This is a genomic window from Saliniramus sp. (assembly GCF_035311605.1).
In the GTDB taxonomy this organism is placed as follows: domain Bacteria; phylum Pseudomonadota; class Alphaproteobacteria; order Rhizobiales; family Beijerinckiaceae; genus Saliniramus.
Genome location: NZ_DATGCW010000133.1, coordinates 1 through 14,924, shown reverse-complemented (window position 1 = coordinate 14,924; position 14,924 = coordinate 1). Strand labels below are relative to the sequence as shown.

Genomic DNA, 14,924 nt, shown 5'->3' with positions numbered 1-14,924 from the left:
CGGTTTTCGCGCGCACGCATCCATTCCGCGCCGGCGATGAGCCCGACGACGGCAGAGAAAGACATCTGGAAGGAGGGGCCGAGCAGCGTCTCGGGCTGCCAGGCGAGGACCAGGATGGCCGCTATCGCGAGATTGCGCATGCTCAGCGCCGGCCGGTCAAACAAGACCGCGCCGAGCATCACTCCGGTCATGATCACGGCCCGGATCGTGGCGACCTGCGCACCGGAGAAGATGCAATAGCCGACAGCGCCAATGATCGCCGCCACCGCCGCGATCTTCTTGATCGGCCAGCCCAGAGCGAGCGTCGGCACGAGGGCGAGGCCGGCGCGGGTGAGCCAGAAGATGGTTCCGGCGGCCAGCACCATATGCAGGCCGGAAATCGAGACGATGTGATAGATCCCCGCAGCGCGAAGCGCGGCATTGGTCTCCTCGGTGATCAGCCCGCGCTTGCCCGTCACCAGCGCTGCGGCGACAGCGCCCGGCTGGCCCCCGATCGCGTCGAAGATACGGCGTGTCGTGCTGACCCGCGCATTGTCGATTGCAGCGCGCACACGCTCGGCGAAGCCCGGCGGGGTCTCCGGCGCGACGATCCGCGCGCCACCCAGGATCGAGCCGACACCGCCGATGCGCGCAAACCAGGCGCTGCGGGCGAAATCATAGCCGCCCGGCCAGGCCGCTTGCGGCGGCGGCATCAGCCGCACCCGGGCGGTGATCGTATCGCCGGCGCGCAGATCGCCCGCAGCGCGCGTCGTCACCCGTACCCGCGCCGGCAGGGCGTCGGGCGCGCGATCGTCGATGGCCGCGACGCGGATCACGAGGCGCGCATCGCTGGTGCGTTCCTCGATGCTGATCACGCTGCCGGTGAGTTGCGCAATCCGGACCCCGTCGATGATCGGCGCGTCTACCCGCTCGAAACGCAGCATCGTCGCGGCAAAGCCGGCAAGCAACATGGCGACGGCGATGATGATGCGCAGGATGCGGTGGTCATGCCGCCCCAGCCAGGCGATGACCGCGCACAGAGTGAGCCCGGCCAGTGGTGCCGCCACATGCGGACGGCCTTGAGCCGCGAAGTAGACAAGAATGCCCAGCCCGAAAGCCACGGCGCACCAGGGAAACAATCGGCGTCTGGAGATTTCCTCGTCGAGGCAAGCGCGCAGCCAGGCGCCGCATGCAGCGCGGATGCGATGGGCGCGGCGAAAATCCGGGTGATCCGCCTGATCTTGTCCCGCGCGCGCCCCCGGCCCGGCGAAGCCGCTTTCGCCCTCGCCGATCGCCATGCCTCGCGCGATTTCGCCCATATGCGGCCTTTGATTGCAATTACGTCAAAAGCAATCAAAGGCAATCAGATGCCGATGTCCACCGGTTGCGATCAAAAAATTACGAGCGTCAGTCAAAAAGGCTGGAAACCGAAGATTCGGAGGCCGTGCGCGCGATCGCCTCCCCCATCAGGCTGTCGATGGAGAGCACGCGGATATTGCGGGCCACCTTCACCGCTTCCGTGGGCATGATGGAATCGGTGATGACCAGTTCCTTCAGCTTGGAATTGGCGATGCGCGACACCGCACCACCGGAGAGCACGCCGTGGGTGATGAAAGCGTAGACTTCCGTCGCGCCTTTTTCGAGAAGCGCCTCGGCGGCGTTGCACAGGGTGCCGCCGGAATCGACGATGTCGTCGACGAGCAGGCAACTGCGCCCGGCCACATCACCGATGATGCTCATGACTTCCGATTCACCGGGGCGCTCGCGGCGCTTGTCGACGATGGCGAGCTGGGCATCGATCCGCTTGGCCAGCGCACGGGCACGAACGACGCCGCCGACATCGGGCGAGACGACGACCTTGTCGCCATTGGCCATGCGCTCCTTGATGTCGCGTACCATGACCGGTGCGCTGAACAGGTTGTCGGTGGGAATGTCGAAGAAGCCCTGGATCTGGCCGGCATGCAGATCGAGGGTGAGGACGCGGTCGGCGCCGGCTTCGGTGATCAGATTGGCCACGAGCTTGGCCGAGATCGGTGTGCGCCCGGCCGTGCGCCGGTCCTGCCGCGCATAGCCGAAATAGGGCATCACCGCCGTGATGCGCTTGGCCGAGGAGCGCTTGAGCGCATCGATCAGGATGAGCAGTTCCATCAGGTGGTCATTGGCGGGAAACGACGTGGATTGCAGGATGAAGACATCCTCGCCACGCACGTTCTCCTGCAATTCCACGAAGATTTCCATATCCGCGAAGCGCTTTACCTGACATTTGCCCAGCGGGATGCCGAGATAGGCTGCAACGGCTTCGGCGAGCGGTCGGTTGGAATTTCCGGCAACGAGTTTCATGGCGGATCGGCTTTCTCGGCGAGTGCTTGCAAGGCTGTCTGGCGCCTCGCGGTGGCGGCGAGGCGGGTTTAACAAGCTTTTATCGGCAAGAGCAAGCGCGCAGCCGCGATCACGGCGCGATTACTGGTGTAGAAGCCGCTCCCCGCTTTGCCGGCTCAGGTCTGCGGATAGGTATGGGGCGATATCTCGTAGCTCGTACGCCCCGCCCAATCCGCAGCCGCGACTTCGCCCTCGGCCCGGTACTGGGCTTCCTGCAGCGCCGCGCTGGCCGCCTCGTAATCAAGGGTGAGGACGCGCCCGTCATCGACCACCTTCGCGCCATCGACGAAGACGGTCCGCACCGCCCGTTCCGCCGCCGCATAGACGAGGCTGCGCAGAGGGTCGCGCACGGGGCGCATCATCGGATGGTCGAGATCGACCATGACGATATCCGCCTTCGCCCCGACCGCGAGCCGCCCGATATCATCGCGCAACAGCGCGCGCGCCCCGCCCAGAGTGGCGCAATCGATGATCTGTGACAGGCGCAGGTCCCAGACGTCCTGAGAGACCATCCGCGAGCCGATACCCACCGCGCGCAGCTCTTCCAGCATATTATGGGGGAAGGTGTCGGTGCCGATGCCCATTTTCACGCCCCGGCGCAGATAGCCGCCGACCGACTGGATGGCGATGCCCCGCCGCTGGAAAACCACCGGGCAATGCGCCACCGTGGTGCCGCTGTGGATGATCGAGGCGAGATCGTCACGTTTGGGCCAGTTCAGGGCCGAGGAATGGTGGTCGAGAAAGATGCCGTGCCCGATGATCGAGCGTGGCGAGAGCACGCCGAGCGATTCCAGCCATTCGATCGGTGTCATGCCGTGGCGCCGGGTCATTTCGTGGAATTCGACCACGCTCTGTGCCGCATGGATCTGGAATGGCAGATCGCGGCGCTCGGCTTCGGCGAAGCTGTCACGGATCAGTTCCGGCGTGCAGGTGTCGATCTGCGAGGGCGAGACCATGCCCGACAGGCGCCCCGAAGAATGGCGCGCTGCGGCGTCGACCACTTCCATCGCCTGCGCCATGGCCTTCTCGCCGCCGGCGGGGTCCCATTCGTATTCGACCACATGGCCGTCCCGCGTGTACCAGCGGGCGGAGCGGTACATCGGCGAGACGACGCCGCGCAGGCCGCTTTGCGCGAACAGATCGAGCCAGCCCTCCCAGGCGCCGGACATGTCGACCAGCGTCGTCACTCCCGACATCAGCAATTCGCAATAGGCCACACGCGCGCTGGCGGGGATGCCCTGTGCATCCGGGCGAAACAGCGGCATGAATTCATAGAGCGAGGAGCCCCAGAGCTTCGCCGAGCCGAGCTCGTCGTTCCAGCCCTTGTTCATCGGCTCGGAGGCCGGATGCGAATGGATGTCGACGAGACCCGGCATCACCATCAGGCGCGAAGCATCAATCGTCTCGTCGACATCACCGGTAAAGCCGGGGCCGATATGGACGATGCGGTCACCGGTGAAGACGATATCGCAGTCGCGGCGATAGCTGTGGCTGTCCGTTGCGGCGTCATAGGCGACGAGGAAGGAGGCGTTCCTGATCAGGGTGGTGTGCGGCATGGGGGAATCGTCTCCGGGGTCATGATGATGGTGTCGCGATAGCCAGTCGTGATCATGCCGCAGCTTCTTCCCGGCAGTGTACGACACGACCGTCGAGGATTGTGATGTCGCAGGCCGCATGCGGGATCTCTTCCGGGTCGATGCGGAACAGATCGCGGTCAAACACGGCGATATCGGCAAGCTGGCCGGGGACGAGGCGGCCCTTGATGGCCTCTTCGCGGGAGGCATAGGCCCCGGCATACGTATACGCGTGAAGCGCTTCCTCGAGGGTGAGCGCCTGATCGGCGCCAAGCACGGTGCCGCTCTCGGTCCTGCGGGTGACCATGGTGTAGAGATTGACGAGCGGATTGATCGCCACGACGGGGCAATCCGTCGAGGCGGATGGCTGGAGCCCGTTTTCGATCCATGTGCGCATCGGATGCGAAGCGGCGACGCGCTCGGGCTCGGCGAGGGTCAGGTAGAGATCGCCGAACCAGTACAGGAAGGCGGGTTGCGGTGCGGGCAGCACGTGCATCTGCCGCATGCGCGCCATCTGGTCGGGACGCAGCCAGCCACAATGCTCGATCCGGTGGCGGCGCTGTGGATCGGGCGTGGCACCGATGGCGGCCTCATAGGCGTCGAGCACCTGGTCGATCGCCGCATCGCCAATGGCGTGGATCGCCATCTGCCAGCCGGCGCGATGGGCGTCATCAACCATCTGCGTGAGCTGATCCGAGGACAGGCAGAGGATGCCTGTGTCCTCCGGGCCACCACCCAGATAGGGCTTTGTCATCGCCGCCGTGCGCCCGCCGGCGCTGCCATCCGTGAAGATCTTGACCGGGCCGGTCCGCAGCCGCGCATCGCCGCCCCCCGTGCACATCCCTGCCGCCTCCGCCTCGGGCAGGAGATTGCGGGTGACGTCGCCCATCAGACAGGCATAGACGCGCAGCGGCAGCCGGTTCTCGCGATGCGCCTTCTGATAGGCCTGCATTTCGAGCCAGCCGTCGCGGATCCCGACAGCCGCTTCCATGCAGGAGGTGATGCCATGGGCCAGCAGATCACGCCCGCCGCGTTCGATAAAGCCGGTCAGCGCCGCGATATCCGCGCGCGGGAGCACCGCCAGAACGGGCTCGCGCGCGGTCTCGGCGAGGAGGCCGGTGAGGCGCCCGTCGCGCTTTTCGATCAGCCCGCCTGGCGGGGAGGGGGTGTTCTCGTCGATGCCCGCCCGCGCGAGCGCCATCGTATTCGCCACGGCGAGATGCCCGTCCGTGCGCACGATCCAGACCGGATGATCGGGCAATGCGGCATCGAGCTCGTCGCGTGTGGGATGACGCCCGGTATCGAGGCGGAAATGATCGTAGCCGCGCCCGATCACCCATTCGCCGGGCGGCGTCTCGCGGGCGCGCGTGCGCAGGGCGTCGAGCAGGGTTGCGAGGGTCGGTGCGGCGGCGGGGCGCAGATCGACCTCGTCCATGGCCGCGCCATAGGGCAGGAGATGCATATGCGCATCGTTCAGGCCAGGGGTGGCGAGGCGTCCGGCGAGATCGATCACCTGCGTCTGCGGGCCGATCAGATCCGCGATCTCATGCGCCGGGCCGGTTGCGAGCACCTTGCCGCCCCACAGGGCGATCGCCTCGGCAAAGCCGTGACCGAGGCCGCGCCAGACGCGCCCGTTGGTGAGAACGATATCGGCTGCGATGCGCATGATGCCCACTACTCTCCCTTCGCTGCCAGCCGGCTTGGATTGCCAGTAACGGCGATCAGGGTCTATCCGGTCAAGCGCGATGACGGGCTGCCGGGTGGATCGGATGCGAAGAACGGCCCAAACGCGCGTTGGAGAAAATGCACGCAAGCTGCGGCTTGCGGCATTACCGGTTCACATCGCAGCGACGGCGCACTAGGTAGGCTGCGACAAGAAGGAACAAGCATGACCAGCATCATCGCCGTGCGCGGCCTGCGCAAAGCGTATGACAGCGGGTTCGAGGCCCTGAAGGGCGTCGATCTCGATATCGAGGAAGGAGAGATCATCGCGCTTCTGGGGCCGAATGGCGCCGGCAAGACCACACTGATCTCCACCATCTGCGGCATTACCCGCTCCACCGCCGGCAGCGTCAGTGTCGGTGGCCATGACATTCACAGTGATTATCGCGCCGCGCGCGCCATGATCGGTCTGGTGCCCCAGGAGATCAGCCTGGAGCCCTTCGAGACGATCGCCAATACGGTGCGTTTCTCGCGCGGCCTGTTCGGGCGACCGCCCGACGAGGCGCGGATCGACCGCCTGCTCGCGGCACTCAGCCTGTCGGAGAAGAAGACCTCCCGCAATCGCGAGCTTTCCGGCGGCATGAAACGCCGCGTCATGATCGCCAAGGCGCTCTCGCACGAGCCGCGTGTGCTCTTTCTCGACGAGCCGACAGCGGGGGTCGATGTCGAATTGCGCCGCGAGATGTGGGATGTGGTGAAGGAGTTGCGCCGCGATGGCGTCACCATCATCCTCACCACCCACTATATCGAGGAAGCCGAGGCGATCGCCGACCGCATCGCGGTGATCAATCGCGGCGAGATCCTGCTTGTCGAGAAGACCGGCGATCTGATGGCGCGGATGGGACGCAAGGAACTCGAGATCATGCTGGAGGCGCCGCTCGCTGCCGTTCCCGAATCCCTCTCGGCGCATGCGCTGACCCTGTCTGCCGACGGGCGCGGGCTCGTCTACGGCTATGACGGGCGGGCGCAGAGCACCGGCGTCGGTGCGCTCATGGCCGATATCCAGGCAGCCGGTCTGCCCATCGCCGATATCCGCACCAGGCAAAGCAGCCTCGAAGAGATCTTCGTCGGGCTGGTCAAGGACGAAAACTGATGCCGCGGCCCAATCTGCAAGCCATCCGCGCGATCTATCTCTACGAGATGGGTCGATTCTTTCGCACCATCCTGCAATCCATGCTTGCCCCGGTGATTTCGGCCTCGCTTTATTTCGTGGTGTTCGGCGCCGCCATCGGCGGGCGGATCGACCAGGTCGAGGGCGTCCCCTACGGCGCATTCATCGTACCCGGCCTGATCATGCTGACGGTGACGACGCAGGCGACCTCGAATGCGTCGATCGGGATATTCTTCCCCAAGTTCCTCGGCTCGATCTACGAGGTGCTCTCGGCGCCCGTGAACGCGTTCGAGATCGTCATCGGCTATGTCGGTGCGGCGGCGACGAAGGCCTTCATCGTCGGGTTGATCATTCTGGCCACGGCGCATCTGTTCATCGATCTCTCGATCGCGCGGCCCTTCGCAATGATCCTCTTCCTGCTGCTCACCTGCACGAGTTTCGCGCTGCTGGGCTTCATCATCGGGATCTGGGCGGCGAATTTTGAGCAGCTCCAGCTGATTCCGCTGCTGGTGATCACGCCGCTCGTCTTTCTCGGCGGCACCTTCTATTCGACGACGATGCTGCCGCCCTTCTGGCAGGGGCTGACCCTGCTCAATCCCATGCATTACCTGATCTCGGGCTTTCGCTGGTCGTTCTTCGAACAGGCGGACGTGCCCATCGCGCTCAGCCTGTTCGCCATCGCCGTCTTCACCGTGGTCTGCCTCGCTGCGATCTGGTGGATCTTCCGCACCGGCTGGCGTCTGCGGTCGTGAATCAGAAAGGGCGGCGCCTCGTGAGACACCGCCCTTCGCAGATTCACGTGCGATAACGATCCCGCGTTCAGATCAGGCCGTTCTGGCGTGCCATGTCGGCGAGATCGGCTTCCGGGCGGGCGCCGAGATGCGAGATGATCTCGGCAGCCGCCATGCCGCCCAGCCTCGCGCAGGTGACGTGGTCGAGCCCCTTGGTCAGGCCCGAAAGGAAGCCTGCGGCAAACAGATCGCCGGCGCCGGTGGTGTCGACGACGCGATCAACCGGATGCGCCTTGACGCTCTGGGTCGATTGCCGCGTCACCACGAGCGCACCTTCCTCGGAGCGTGTGATGGCGCCGATGAAATGGGCATGCGGCAGGTTCTCGTCGCGCAGGGCGGCGAGTGCCGTATCGTCGTCGGCGGTCTGGTAGAGCGCCTTGAGCTCATGGATATTGGCGAAGAGAATGTCGATTTGGCCTTCGCGCATCAGGCCGAGGAACTCGTCGCGGAAACGGTCGACGCAAAACGAATCCGACAGCGTCAGCGCCACGCGGTTGCCCGCAGCATGGGAAACCTCGACGGCCTTGCGGAAGGCGTCCTTGGCGTCCTGCGGGTCCCACAGATAGCCTTCGAGATAGGTGATCGCCGCCGCGCGGACCTTCTCGGCCTCGACATCGGCGGTGGACAGGCCCTGGCAGGCGCCGAGATAGGTGTTCATCGTACGCTCGCCATCGGGCGTGACGAGGATGAAGCTGCGCGCCGTGGCGGGGCCGTCGGTGGCGGCGGGCGTGTCGAAGGCGGTGCCCATGGCGCGCATGTCGTGGCGATAATGGTCGCCGGCGCCGTCATCGCGAACCTTGCCGATGAAGCCGGTCTTCAGCCCGAGCGAGGCCGCGCCTGCGATCGTATTCGCCGCCGAGCCACCAGAAATGATCGTAGCCGGACCCATGGCTTCGTAGAGTTCGAGCGCGGTTTCCTCGTTGATCAGATTCATCGAGCCCTTGTGCAGATTGCGTGCTGCAAGAAAATCGTCATCGGTATGCGCGATGACATCCACGATGGCGTTGCCGAGGGCGAGAAGATCGAGGCTGGAAGACAAATCACTGCTCCTTGTGTGTGGTGAAACATGTCAAAACGAGGGGTCTTGTCACCCCGAAAGGCGCTCGGGGTCAACCCGACCGGGTTTGCGCCGCTCGAGAATGGCGAGAATCGCCTGACGATCTTCCGGGTCGAGCGCGGCGAAATCGTGGGCGAGGCGGTTGGCGAGATAGATGCCCCGCGGTCCCGTGCCGCGCGCATCGATCTGGGGGCGCGGCTCCGACATTTCGGCGAGATGCTGCAGGTCATCCGCGTCGTCCCAGATCACGCCGAAATAATGAATTGTTGCCTGGATCAGCGCCCAGGTCGGGCGCCCCCGCTCGCCGCGTTCGAGCGCCGAGAGATAGGCGCTGGAGACACCGAGCGAGGCGGCCATGTGCTTGAGTTGCAGATTGCGTTCACGCCGCAGCGCCCGCACCCGCGCGCCGAAGGGCGTCAGGGCCGGATCGGCGCCCGGATCGGCCTCGTCTTTATCGGTTTCGGCTGTCTGCTTCATCGGCCCTGCCTGCGTAATCGAACATAAAGCGCGCCCGCTCCACCATGATGAGCTGCGGCTTCCTCGAAACCGACGACGAAGGGTTTCAGTTCCGGCGCACGCAACCAATGCGGCGTGATTCGACGCAAGACCCCGCGCTCGTCGCCATAGCCGGGGCCCCCGACACCCCCCTTGCCGGTCACGACGAGGACGATGGCGCAATCACGCCCGCTGGCCGATTGCAGGAAGCCGATCAGCGCGCGATGCGCTTCTTCCTGGCGCATGCCGTGCAGATCGAGGCGGTCGTCGACATCGCGCACGCGCCGGCGCAAGGAGCGTCTCTCCTTGCGATCGAGCCCGCCGGAGCCGGCCGCGAGCGTCTCGCCCTTGCGTGAGACCGGGGGAATATAGGCGGGAAGCACGGGGCGGGCCGGTATGGGCTGCTCTAATTTCGGGGCGGGGCCATCACCCTCGGCGCGCGCCTCCGCCTTGCCACGCGCCTCCCCCTCGCCACGCGCCGGCCCTTTTCCGCGTCCGGGCACCGCCGCCACGTCCGGCAACGCGCCATGCGCCGTAAACGCAGCCGTCGAATGCATCAAAGCGTCATCGTTGTCACCGGACGCGCGCGTGCGATCGGCGCCGCGCCCGGGCAGCGGCGTCACATGGCGCGCGACATGCTCCCACAGGCGCTTTTCTTCCGCCGAGAGATCCCTTTTCCTGCGTCGCGCCATCGCCTCCATCCATCACCGGCCTGCGAAGGGCCGCTCGCTTTGCGCACGCCCCGTCGAAGCAGGCCCTCACTTGACCCGAAGCGCGCTTTGCTGCAACCCGTATCCATAAAGGAAGATCGGATATGAGCACGGATACGTCCAGTTTCGTCGATCAGTTGCTGCGTCATGCCGAAGCTGTCGAAGGCTGTCTCGAAGGGCTGCTGGGGCCGGATGCGCAGACGGGCGAGATCGGGCGTCCGCCGCGTCTGATCGCGGCGATGCGCCATGGCGCGCTGGGCGGCGGCAAGCGGCTGCGGCCGTTTCTGACCGCAGCGGCGGCGCAACTCTTCGGCGTCGCGGGCGAAGCGCCGCTGCGTGCCGGCGCGGCCATCGAGCTGGTGCATTGCTATTCGCTCGTCCATGACGATCTCCCGGCGATGGACGACGATGATCTGCGTCGCGGCAAGCCTACCGTGCACAAGGCTTTCGACGAGGCCACCGCCATCCTTGCCGGTGATGCCCTGCTCACCCTGGCCTTCGAGGTGCTGGCCACACCGGAGACCCATCCGGATCCGGCGATCCGCGCGGAACTGACGCTCGGCCTCGCCCGCGCCGCCGGGCTCGGCGGCATGGTCGGCGGGCAGATGCTCGATCTCGCAGCGGAAGGGCGCTACGGAGAGGCTGGAGCGCTCGCGCAGGACGACATCCGCACGCTTCAGGCCATGAAGACGGGCGCGCTCCTCACGTTTGCCGCCGAAGCCGGGGCGATCGTCGCCGGCGCCGATGCGACGGATCGCGCGCGTCTTCGCGCCTATGGCAAGGCGCTGGGTGCCGCCTTCCAGATCGCCGACGACATTCTCGACCGCGAGGCCGATGCGCAGGCGATGGGCAAGGCCGTTGGCAAGGATGCGGCAGCGGGCAAGGGCACGCTTGTCGATGCGCTGGGCATCGACGGCGCCCGCCGCGAATGCGCCCGTCTCGTCTCCGAGGCCGAAGCCGCCCTCGCACCTTTCGGCGCGAAGGCGCAGATTCTTTGCGAGGCTGCGCATTTCACCGTCGCGCGCAGGAACTGACGGCGTCTTGCGCGATCGCGCACGTGCGATCAGCTGCCGAAGCGCGCCTCGAGGAAGCGCCCGAACGTCGCCCATGAGCGGGTATCGGCGCGTTCCTGGTAACGACCGCCGCCGAAGACCGTAAAGGCGTGGTTGGCGCCGGCATAGATCTCGACATCATAAGTGAGGCCGGCTTCCTCGGCTTCCTCGACGAATTCGGCGAGGTCGCTCATGCTCGGATTCTGGTCGACGCCGCCATGCATGATCAGGAGCGGCGCGGTATCCGACGGCCAGGCTGGGCCGTCGGGGAAATTGCCATGGAAGCTGGCATAACCGACACTGTCTTCGATTTCGCCGGTGCGCGCCATGGCGAGGGTGACTGTGCCGCCGAAGCAATAGCCCATGACGACGACATCCGCCGCGGCGCTGTGGCGCCGGGCTTCTTCCAGCCCGCCCAGCATCAGCGCCTGCATGCGCTCGGCATCGCCGAGGACCGTACGCGTGGCGGCAATGCGCGCTTCCATCGTCTCGGGCCGGTTGCCGGCGCCATAGACATCGACGGCGAAGGCGTCAAAGCCAAGCTCGGCGACCATGTCGGCACGACGGCGCTCGTAGTCGTCGAGCCCGTCCCAATCATGCACGATCAGGACCAGACCGCGCGATTCTTCGGCAGCGGCGAAGTAACCCTCAAAGCTCTCACCGTCCACCTCGTAAGTCACATCCTGCGCTGCCGCGCTGCCTGCGATGAAAGCCGCGAGCGACCCCGCGAGCAAAAGACGTCCCGTCATCATTATCGTGTCCTTCGTTGTGAACGCGTGGTGGTCTGCGACAAACTGGCCCATGCCCGCTCCACGACAATCCTTCGCGGCCTCACGAAAGCGTGAGCGTCCGCCCGCGATGCGCACACAGACGCATCCGCTTTCGCCCTTGCGGCCTCTGGTCCGGGGCTGGCCGACATGTTCTGCTTGCCGTCAACGAATATCGGGGAGCGAGACGTGGCAGAGCGGGTCGAACGGATCGGGCTCGGGCTGATGCTCGGGGCGGTGGGTGTCGTCATCTTCGGCGGGACGCTGCCCTTCACCCGGCTCGCCGTGGCGGGGCTCGATCCCTGGTTCGTGACGGTGGGGCGCGCAGCGATTGCGGGCATCCTCGCAGCCCTGGTACTGCTGGCCACACGCCGTCCCCTGCCCGATGCGCGGAGCCTGCGCATCCTTGCGCTGATCTCCCTGTGTCTCGTCGCCGGATTTCCCGCCTTTTCTGCACTCGCCATGACCCGGGTCGAGGCCTCGCATGGCGGGGTGGTGCTCGGAATCCTGCCGCTCGTCACCGCCGTGATCGCGATCCGTGTGGCCGGCGAGCGGCCATCGCCGGCCTTCTGGATCGCGGCGATAACCGGCGCGATGATCGTCACGGGATTTGCCCTGCGCGACGGCATCGGCGGCGTCGGCTTCGGCGAGCTCTGGCTCGCGGGGACGATCGTCAGCGGCGCGCTGGGCTATGCGCTCTCGGGACAGCTCGCGCGCACGATGCCGGGCTGGGAGGTGATCTCATGGGCGCTCATGCTGGCCTTGCCGATCGCGATTCCCGCCGCGATCGTGCTCTGGCCGTCCGCTATGGCGCGGGTGCCGGAATCGAGCTGGTGGGGCTTTGCCTATGTGACGCTGATGAGCCAGTATCTCGCCTTCTTCGCCTGGAATGCGGGGCTCGCCATGGGCGGCGTCTCGCGCGTCAGCCAGGTGCAGCTGTTGCAGATTTTCGTGACGCTGATCATCGCGGCGTTCCTCAATGGAGAGCAGATCGATGCCGTGACCTGGCTCGTTGCGGCGCTCGTCGTGGTGATCGTGCGCATGGCCAGCCGGGCGCGGACGATGCGCGGATGAGACGTCACGGCGCTTTGGCCACTTCGCTGCGTAGCCTTGTGTATGGCTGCCGGCGCCCCATCTGCGGATAAGGCAATACACAAGCGCAACGCGCGGGGTTCGAGCGCATGTTCTGGTCAATACCGATCGGCGTGATCGCCGGGACGGTGGTGAAGCTGCACATCACCTTCATTCTCTTCCTCGTCTGGCTCGCGGGCATGCAATGGACCATGGCCGGTTTCGAGGCCGCGCTTGATCTCGTCATCCTGATCGTGCTGATCTTCGCCTGCGTGGTCGCTCACGAATTCGGCCATATCTTCGCCGCGCGGCGCTATGGCATCCGTACGCCCGAGGTGATTCTCTCGCCGATCGGCGGCATTGCCAATCTCGAGCGCATGCCTGACAAACCACGCGAGGAACTGATCGTGGCGCTTGCCGGGCCAGCGGTGAACGTGGTGATCGCGCTCATCCTCTTTTTCGTTCTGCGCGCCACCATCGATTTCGAGGACATCCTGCAGATCGAGAATCCGGCGGTCGGGCTCGCGGCGCGGCTGATGGCGGTCAATATCATTCTCGTTCTGTTCAACATGATCCCCGCCTTTCCGATGGATGGCGGACGGGTCCTGCGGGCGCTGCTTGCCATGCGCATGCCGGCGCCGAAGGCGACGCGGATCGCAGGGCGGATCGGCCAGGCGGCGGCTTTCGCCTTCGCGATCATCGGCCTGTTCTGGAATCCGATCCTGATCATCATCGCGGTCTTCGTCTATCTCGCGGCCTCGGCGGAGGTGGAGCAGACGGCGGTGAAGGACGTGGCGCAGGGGATTCGCGTCGAGCATGCGATGGTCACGGTGATCGAGACCCTGCCGCCGGGCGCGACGCTCGCCGATGCAGTCGAGGCGCTGGTGCGCACGGCGCAGAAGGAATTCCCCGTGGTCGATCATGTGGGCTATCCGCACGGGCTGATGACGCGCGACATCCTGATCCCGGCTCTGGCGAAGGGCAGTTCGCGCGAGCCGGTCGAGAACGTGATGATGCGCGAAGTGCCCACCATCAGCGCCCATGCGCCGCTTGATGACGGCATGAAGCGCCTGATGGAGACCCGTGCTCCGGCTCTCTTCGTGCTCGACCGTGCGGGCCATCTGGTTGGCTTGCTCACTTCCGAGAATATCGGTGAGATGGTCATGGTGCGCGAAATGCGGCCCGACTGGCGTTTCAAGTGATATGGTAGGCGGGTCGCTCCGCAGCCCCGCCCCCTGATCATCAAGTGATTATATGTCGGCTTTGAGTGGATTCTTGATTCCATGGAACAGCGAACAGGCATTCGATTTCCCAGCGTTTGGCATAGCTGTGCAATGCGCGCTTGGGGTCCGCAGTGTTGGTGGCGATGATGATACTCTCTTGCCCTGCTGCGTTTCGGGCGGCACCGTGCAGGGTCGTCGTCATGTCGGACAGGCTTCCATCCCATACGCCATGGCGTGTCCTGCGCAAAGGAGAGGCAAAAGAAATGCGGCAGCCTCCATCAAACTCGATCAACTGCCCTTCGCGCAAGCGGATGGCGAAAAGGACATTGTTTTCACACAGGAATTCCAGCCACTGAGCGCCAATGAACTCCCGATCCGCGAGCAAGAGCTCGATCGAGTCTGCGCCGAACAGCGCGAGCTAGCGCTGCATCAGCGCGATGCGTTGCGCCGTATCAGAGCCGCCTGAGCGATCCAGTTGGAGCCACATCAACGGCACCCTGCACCGTCTTGTGACGATCGCCGGCATGAGAAGATTGATCTCCCGCCCGCCAAGCCTCCAGTTGGTGCGATCCGGAGCCAGCCGTTTGGGCCGCGCAAGATTGAGCGTCTGCACAATCATCCGGGCTGCGACATCACCATCGGAAATTCATCACGCAGAGGGGCGATCAAGGTGTCGGTCATCGTGAAGATCCTTTTGGTCGAGAATCTTCAAACCGAATCCATTCCGCCCCTCACTGCAACAACGTCGTGTACTATGGATGATGCGGGCCCGGAGCGCGCTCCAATGGTCACCGCGCGGGCACATGAGCCGGGTCGACGGGGCGATACACGCCGTCGACTCCCGCCATCATGTCGATGCGACGCTCGTGAAAGGCGATAAGCGTGGAGCGGTGGCCGATCGAGATCAGGGTGGTCCCGGGCAGTTCCTCGCGCAGGACCTTGTAGATCGCGGCTTCCGTCGGTTCGTCCATGGCTGCGGTCGCTTCATCGACG

Annotated in this window: 14 protein-coding genes and 1 pseudogene; 5 read left to right on the top strand and 10 right to left on the bottom strand. The window is 65.4% G+C overall.

From position 1 onward, the window contains the following. The 4 genes from VKP01_RS06585 to VKP01_RS06570 all read right to left on the bottom strand — a co-directional run. Nucleotides 1-1,277: ComEC/Rec2 family competence protein (locus VKP01_RS06585; RefSeq protein WP_324411366.1), on the bottom strand; the 1,277-nt coding region annotated here is incomplete at its 3' end. Between the two features lie 109 nt (nucleotides 1,278-1,386). Next, entirely contained in the window at nucleotides 1,387-2,319 is a 933-nt protein-coding gene (locus VKP01_RS06580) for a ribose-phosphate pyrophosphokinase (protein WP_324411365.1), read from the bottom strand. A gap of 155 nt (nucleotides 2,320-2,474) precedes the next feature. Further along, nucleotides 2,475-3,914 (bottom strand): amidohydrolase family protein, encoded by a 1,440-nt coding sequence (locus VKP01_RS06575; RefSeq protein WP_324411364.1) that lies wholly within the window; start codon nucleotides 3,912-3,914, stop codon nucleotides 2,475-2,477. Between the two features lie 52 nt (nucleotides 3,915-3,966). Then, on the bottom strand, nucleotides 3,967-5,598 hold the full coding sequence (locus tag VKP01_RS06570; RefSeq protein WP_324411363.1) for an amidohydrolase: 1,632 nt from the start codon (nucleotides 5,596-5,598) through the stop codon (nucleotides 3,967-3,969). Between the two features lie 222 nt (nucleotides 5,599-5,820). On the opposite strand from VKP01_RS06570, the gene VKP01_RS06565 reads away from it, so the two are divergent. Then, nucleotides 5,821-6,747 (top strand): ABC transporter ATP-binding protein, encoded by a 927-nt coding sequence (locus VKP01_RS06565; RefSeq protein ID WP_324411362.1) that lies wholly within the window; start codon nucleotides 5,821-5,823, stop codon nucleotides 6,745-6,747. Further along, the gene (locus VKP01_RS06560; RefSeq protein ID WP_324411361.1) at nucleotides 6,747-7,517 is read left to right on the top strand and encodes an ABC transporter permease; all 771 of its coding nucleotides are present in this window, start codon (nucleotides 6,747-6,749) and stop codon (nucleotides 7,515-7,517) included. The genes VKP01_RS06565 and VKP01_RS06560 overlap by 1 nt, the downstream gene beginning before the upstream one ends. 67 nt (nucleotides 7,518-7,584) lie before the next feature. Here VKP01_RS06560 and VKP01_RS06555 read toward each other — a convergent pair whose 3' ends face one another. From VKP01_RS06555 to VKP01_RS06545, 3 genes are read right to left on the bottom strand one after another with little or no spacing between them, the layout of a single operon-like run. Then, the gene (locus VKP01_RS06555) at nucleotides 7,585-8,595 is read right to left on the bottom strand and encodes an adenosine kinase (RefSeq protein ID WP_324411360.1); all 1,011 of its coding nucleotides are present in this window, start codon (nucleotides 8,593-8,595) and stop codon (nucleotides 7,585-7,587) included. A 48-nt stretch (nucleotides 8,596-8,643) separates the two neighbouring features. Then, nucleotides 8,644-9,090, bottom strand: coding sequence for a helix-turn-helix domain-containing protein (locus VKP01_RS06550; protein ID WP_414706535.1), 447 nt, complete (start codon nucleotides 9,088-9,090; stop codon nucleotides 8,644-8,646). Beyond that, nucleotides 9,087-9,800 (bottom strand): Smr/MutS family protein, encoded by a 714-nt coding sequence (locus VKP01_RS06545; RefSeq protein ID WP_324411359.1) that lies wholly within the window; start codon nucleotides 9,798-9,800, stop codon nucleotides 9,087-9,089. The genes VKP01_RS06550 and VKP01_RS06545 overlap by 4 nt, the downstream gene beginning before the upstream one ends. A 122-nt stretch (nucleotides 9,801-9,922) precedes the next feature. Between VKP01_RS06545 and VKP01_RS06540 the strand changes: the two genes are divergently transcribed. Then, nucleotides 9,923-10,852: a farnesyl diphosphate synthase gene (locus VKP01_RS06540; RefSeq protein WP_324411358.1), complete on the top strand. Its 930-nt coding sequence runs from the start codon at nucleotides 9,923-9,925 to the stop codon at nucleotides 10,850-10,852. Nucleotides 10,853-10,881: 29 nt separating this feature from the next. On the opposite strand, the gene VKP01_RS06535 is transcribed toward VKP01_RS06540, so the two are convergent. Next, on the bottom strand, nucleotides 10,882-11,619 hold the full coding sequence (locus VKP01_RS06535) for a dienelactone hydrolase family protein (protein WP_324411357.1): 738 nt from the start codon (nucleotides 11,617-11,619) through the stop codon (nucleotides 10,882-10,884). 207 nt (nucleotides 11,620-11,826) lie between these two features. Between VKP01_RS06535 and VKP01_RS06530 the strand changes: the two genes are divergently transcribed. Further along, nucleotides 11,827-12,711: a DMT family transporter gene (locus VKP01_RS06530; protein WP_324411356.1), complete on the top strand. Its 885-nt coding sequence runs from the start codon at nucleotides 11,827-11,829 to the stop codon at nucleotides 12,709-12,711. 107 nt (nucleotides 12,712-12,818) lie between these two features. After that, the gene (locus VKP01_RS06525) at nucleotides 12,819-13,910 is read left to right on the top strand and encodes a site-2 protease family protein (RefSeq protein ID WP_324411355.1); all 1,092 of its coding nucleotides are present in this window, start codon (nucleotides 12,819-12,821) and stop codon (nucleotides 13,908-13,910) included. A gap of 40 nt (nucleotides 13,911-13,950) precedes the next feature. On the opposite strand, the gene VKP01_RS17360 is transcribed toward VKP01_RS06525, so the two are convergent. Together VKP01_RS17360 and VKP01_RS06515 are read right to left on the bottom strand one after the other, a co-directional pair. Then, nucleotides 13,951-14,316, bottom strand: a complete 366-nt coding sequence (locus tag VKP01_RS17360) for a transposase (RefSeq protein WP_414706534.1) — start codon at nucleotides 14,314-14,316, stop codon at nucleotides 13,951-13,953. A 403-nt stretch (nucleotides 14,317-14,719) separates the two neighbouring features. Further along, a pseudogene (locus tag VKP01_RS06515) lies at nucleotides 14,720-14,924 on the bottom strand (hypothetical protein); the annotation flags it as partial.

Coding starts and splice junctions, on each gene's coding strand:
- VKP01_RS06540 (WP_324411358.1), top strand. CDS start 9,923: ATGAGCACGGATACGTCCAGTTTCGTCGATCAGTTGCTGCGTCATGCC.
- VKP01_RS06575 (WP_324411364.1), bottom strand. CDS start 3,914: ATGCCGCACACCACCCTGATCAGGAACGCCTCCTTCCTCGTCGCCTAT.
- VKP01_RS06565 (WP_324411362.1), top strand. CDS start 5,821: ATGACCAGCATCATCGCCGTGCGCGGCCTGCGCAAAGCGTATGACAGC.
- VKP01_RS06535 (WP_324411357.1), bottom strand. CDS start 11,619: ATGACGGGACGTCTTTTGCTCGCGGGGTCGCTCGCGGCTTTCATCGCA.
- VKP01_RS06545 (WP_324411359.1), bottom strand. CDS start 9,800: ATGGCGCGACGCAGGAAAAGGGATCTCTCGGCGGAAGAAAAGCGCCTG.
- VKP01_RS06560 (WP_324411361.1), top strand. CDS start 6,747: ATGCCGCGGCCCAATCTGCAAGCCATCCGCGCGATCTATCTCTACGAG.
- VKP01_RS06570 (WP_324411363.1), bottom strand. CDS start 5,598: ATGCGCATCGCAGCCGATATCGTTCTCACCAACGGGCGCGTCTGGCGC.
- VKP01_RS06525 (WP_324411355.1), top strand. CDS start 12,819: ATGTTCTGGTCAATACCGATCGGCGTGATCGCCGGGACGGTGGTGAAG.
- VKP01_RS06550 (WP_414706535.1), bottom strand. CDS start 9,090: ATGAAGCAGACAGCCGAAACCGATAAAGACGAGGCCGATCCGGGCGCC.
- VKP01_RS06580 (WP_324411365.1), bottom strand. CDS start 2,319: ATGAAACTCGTTGCCGGAAATTCCAACCGACCGCTCGCCGAAGCCGTT.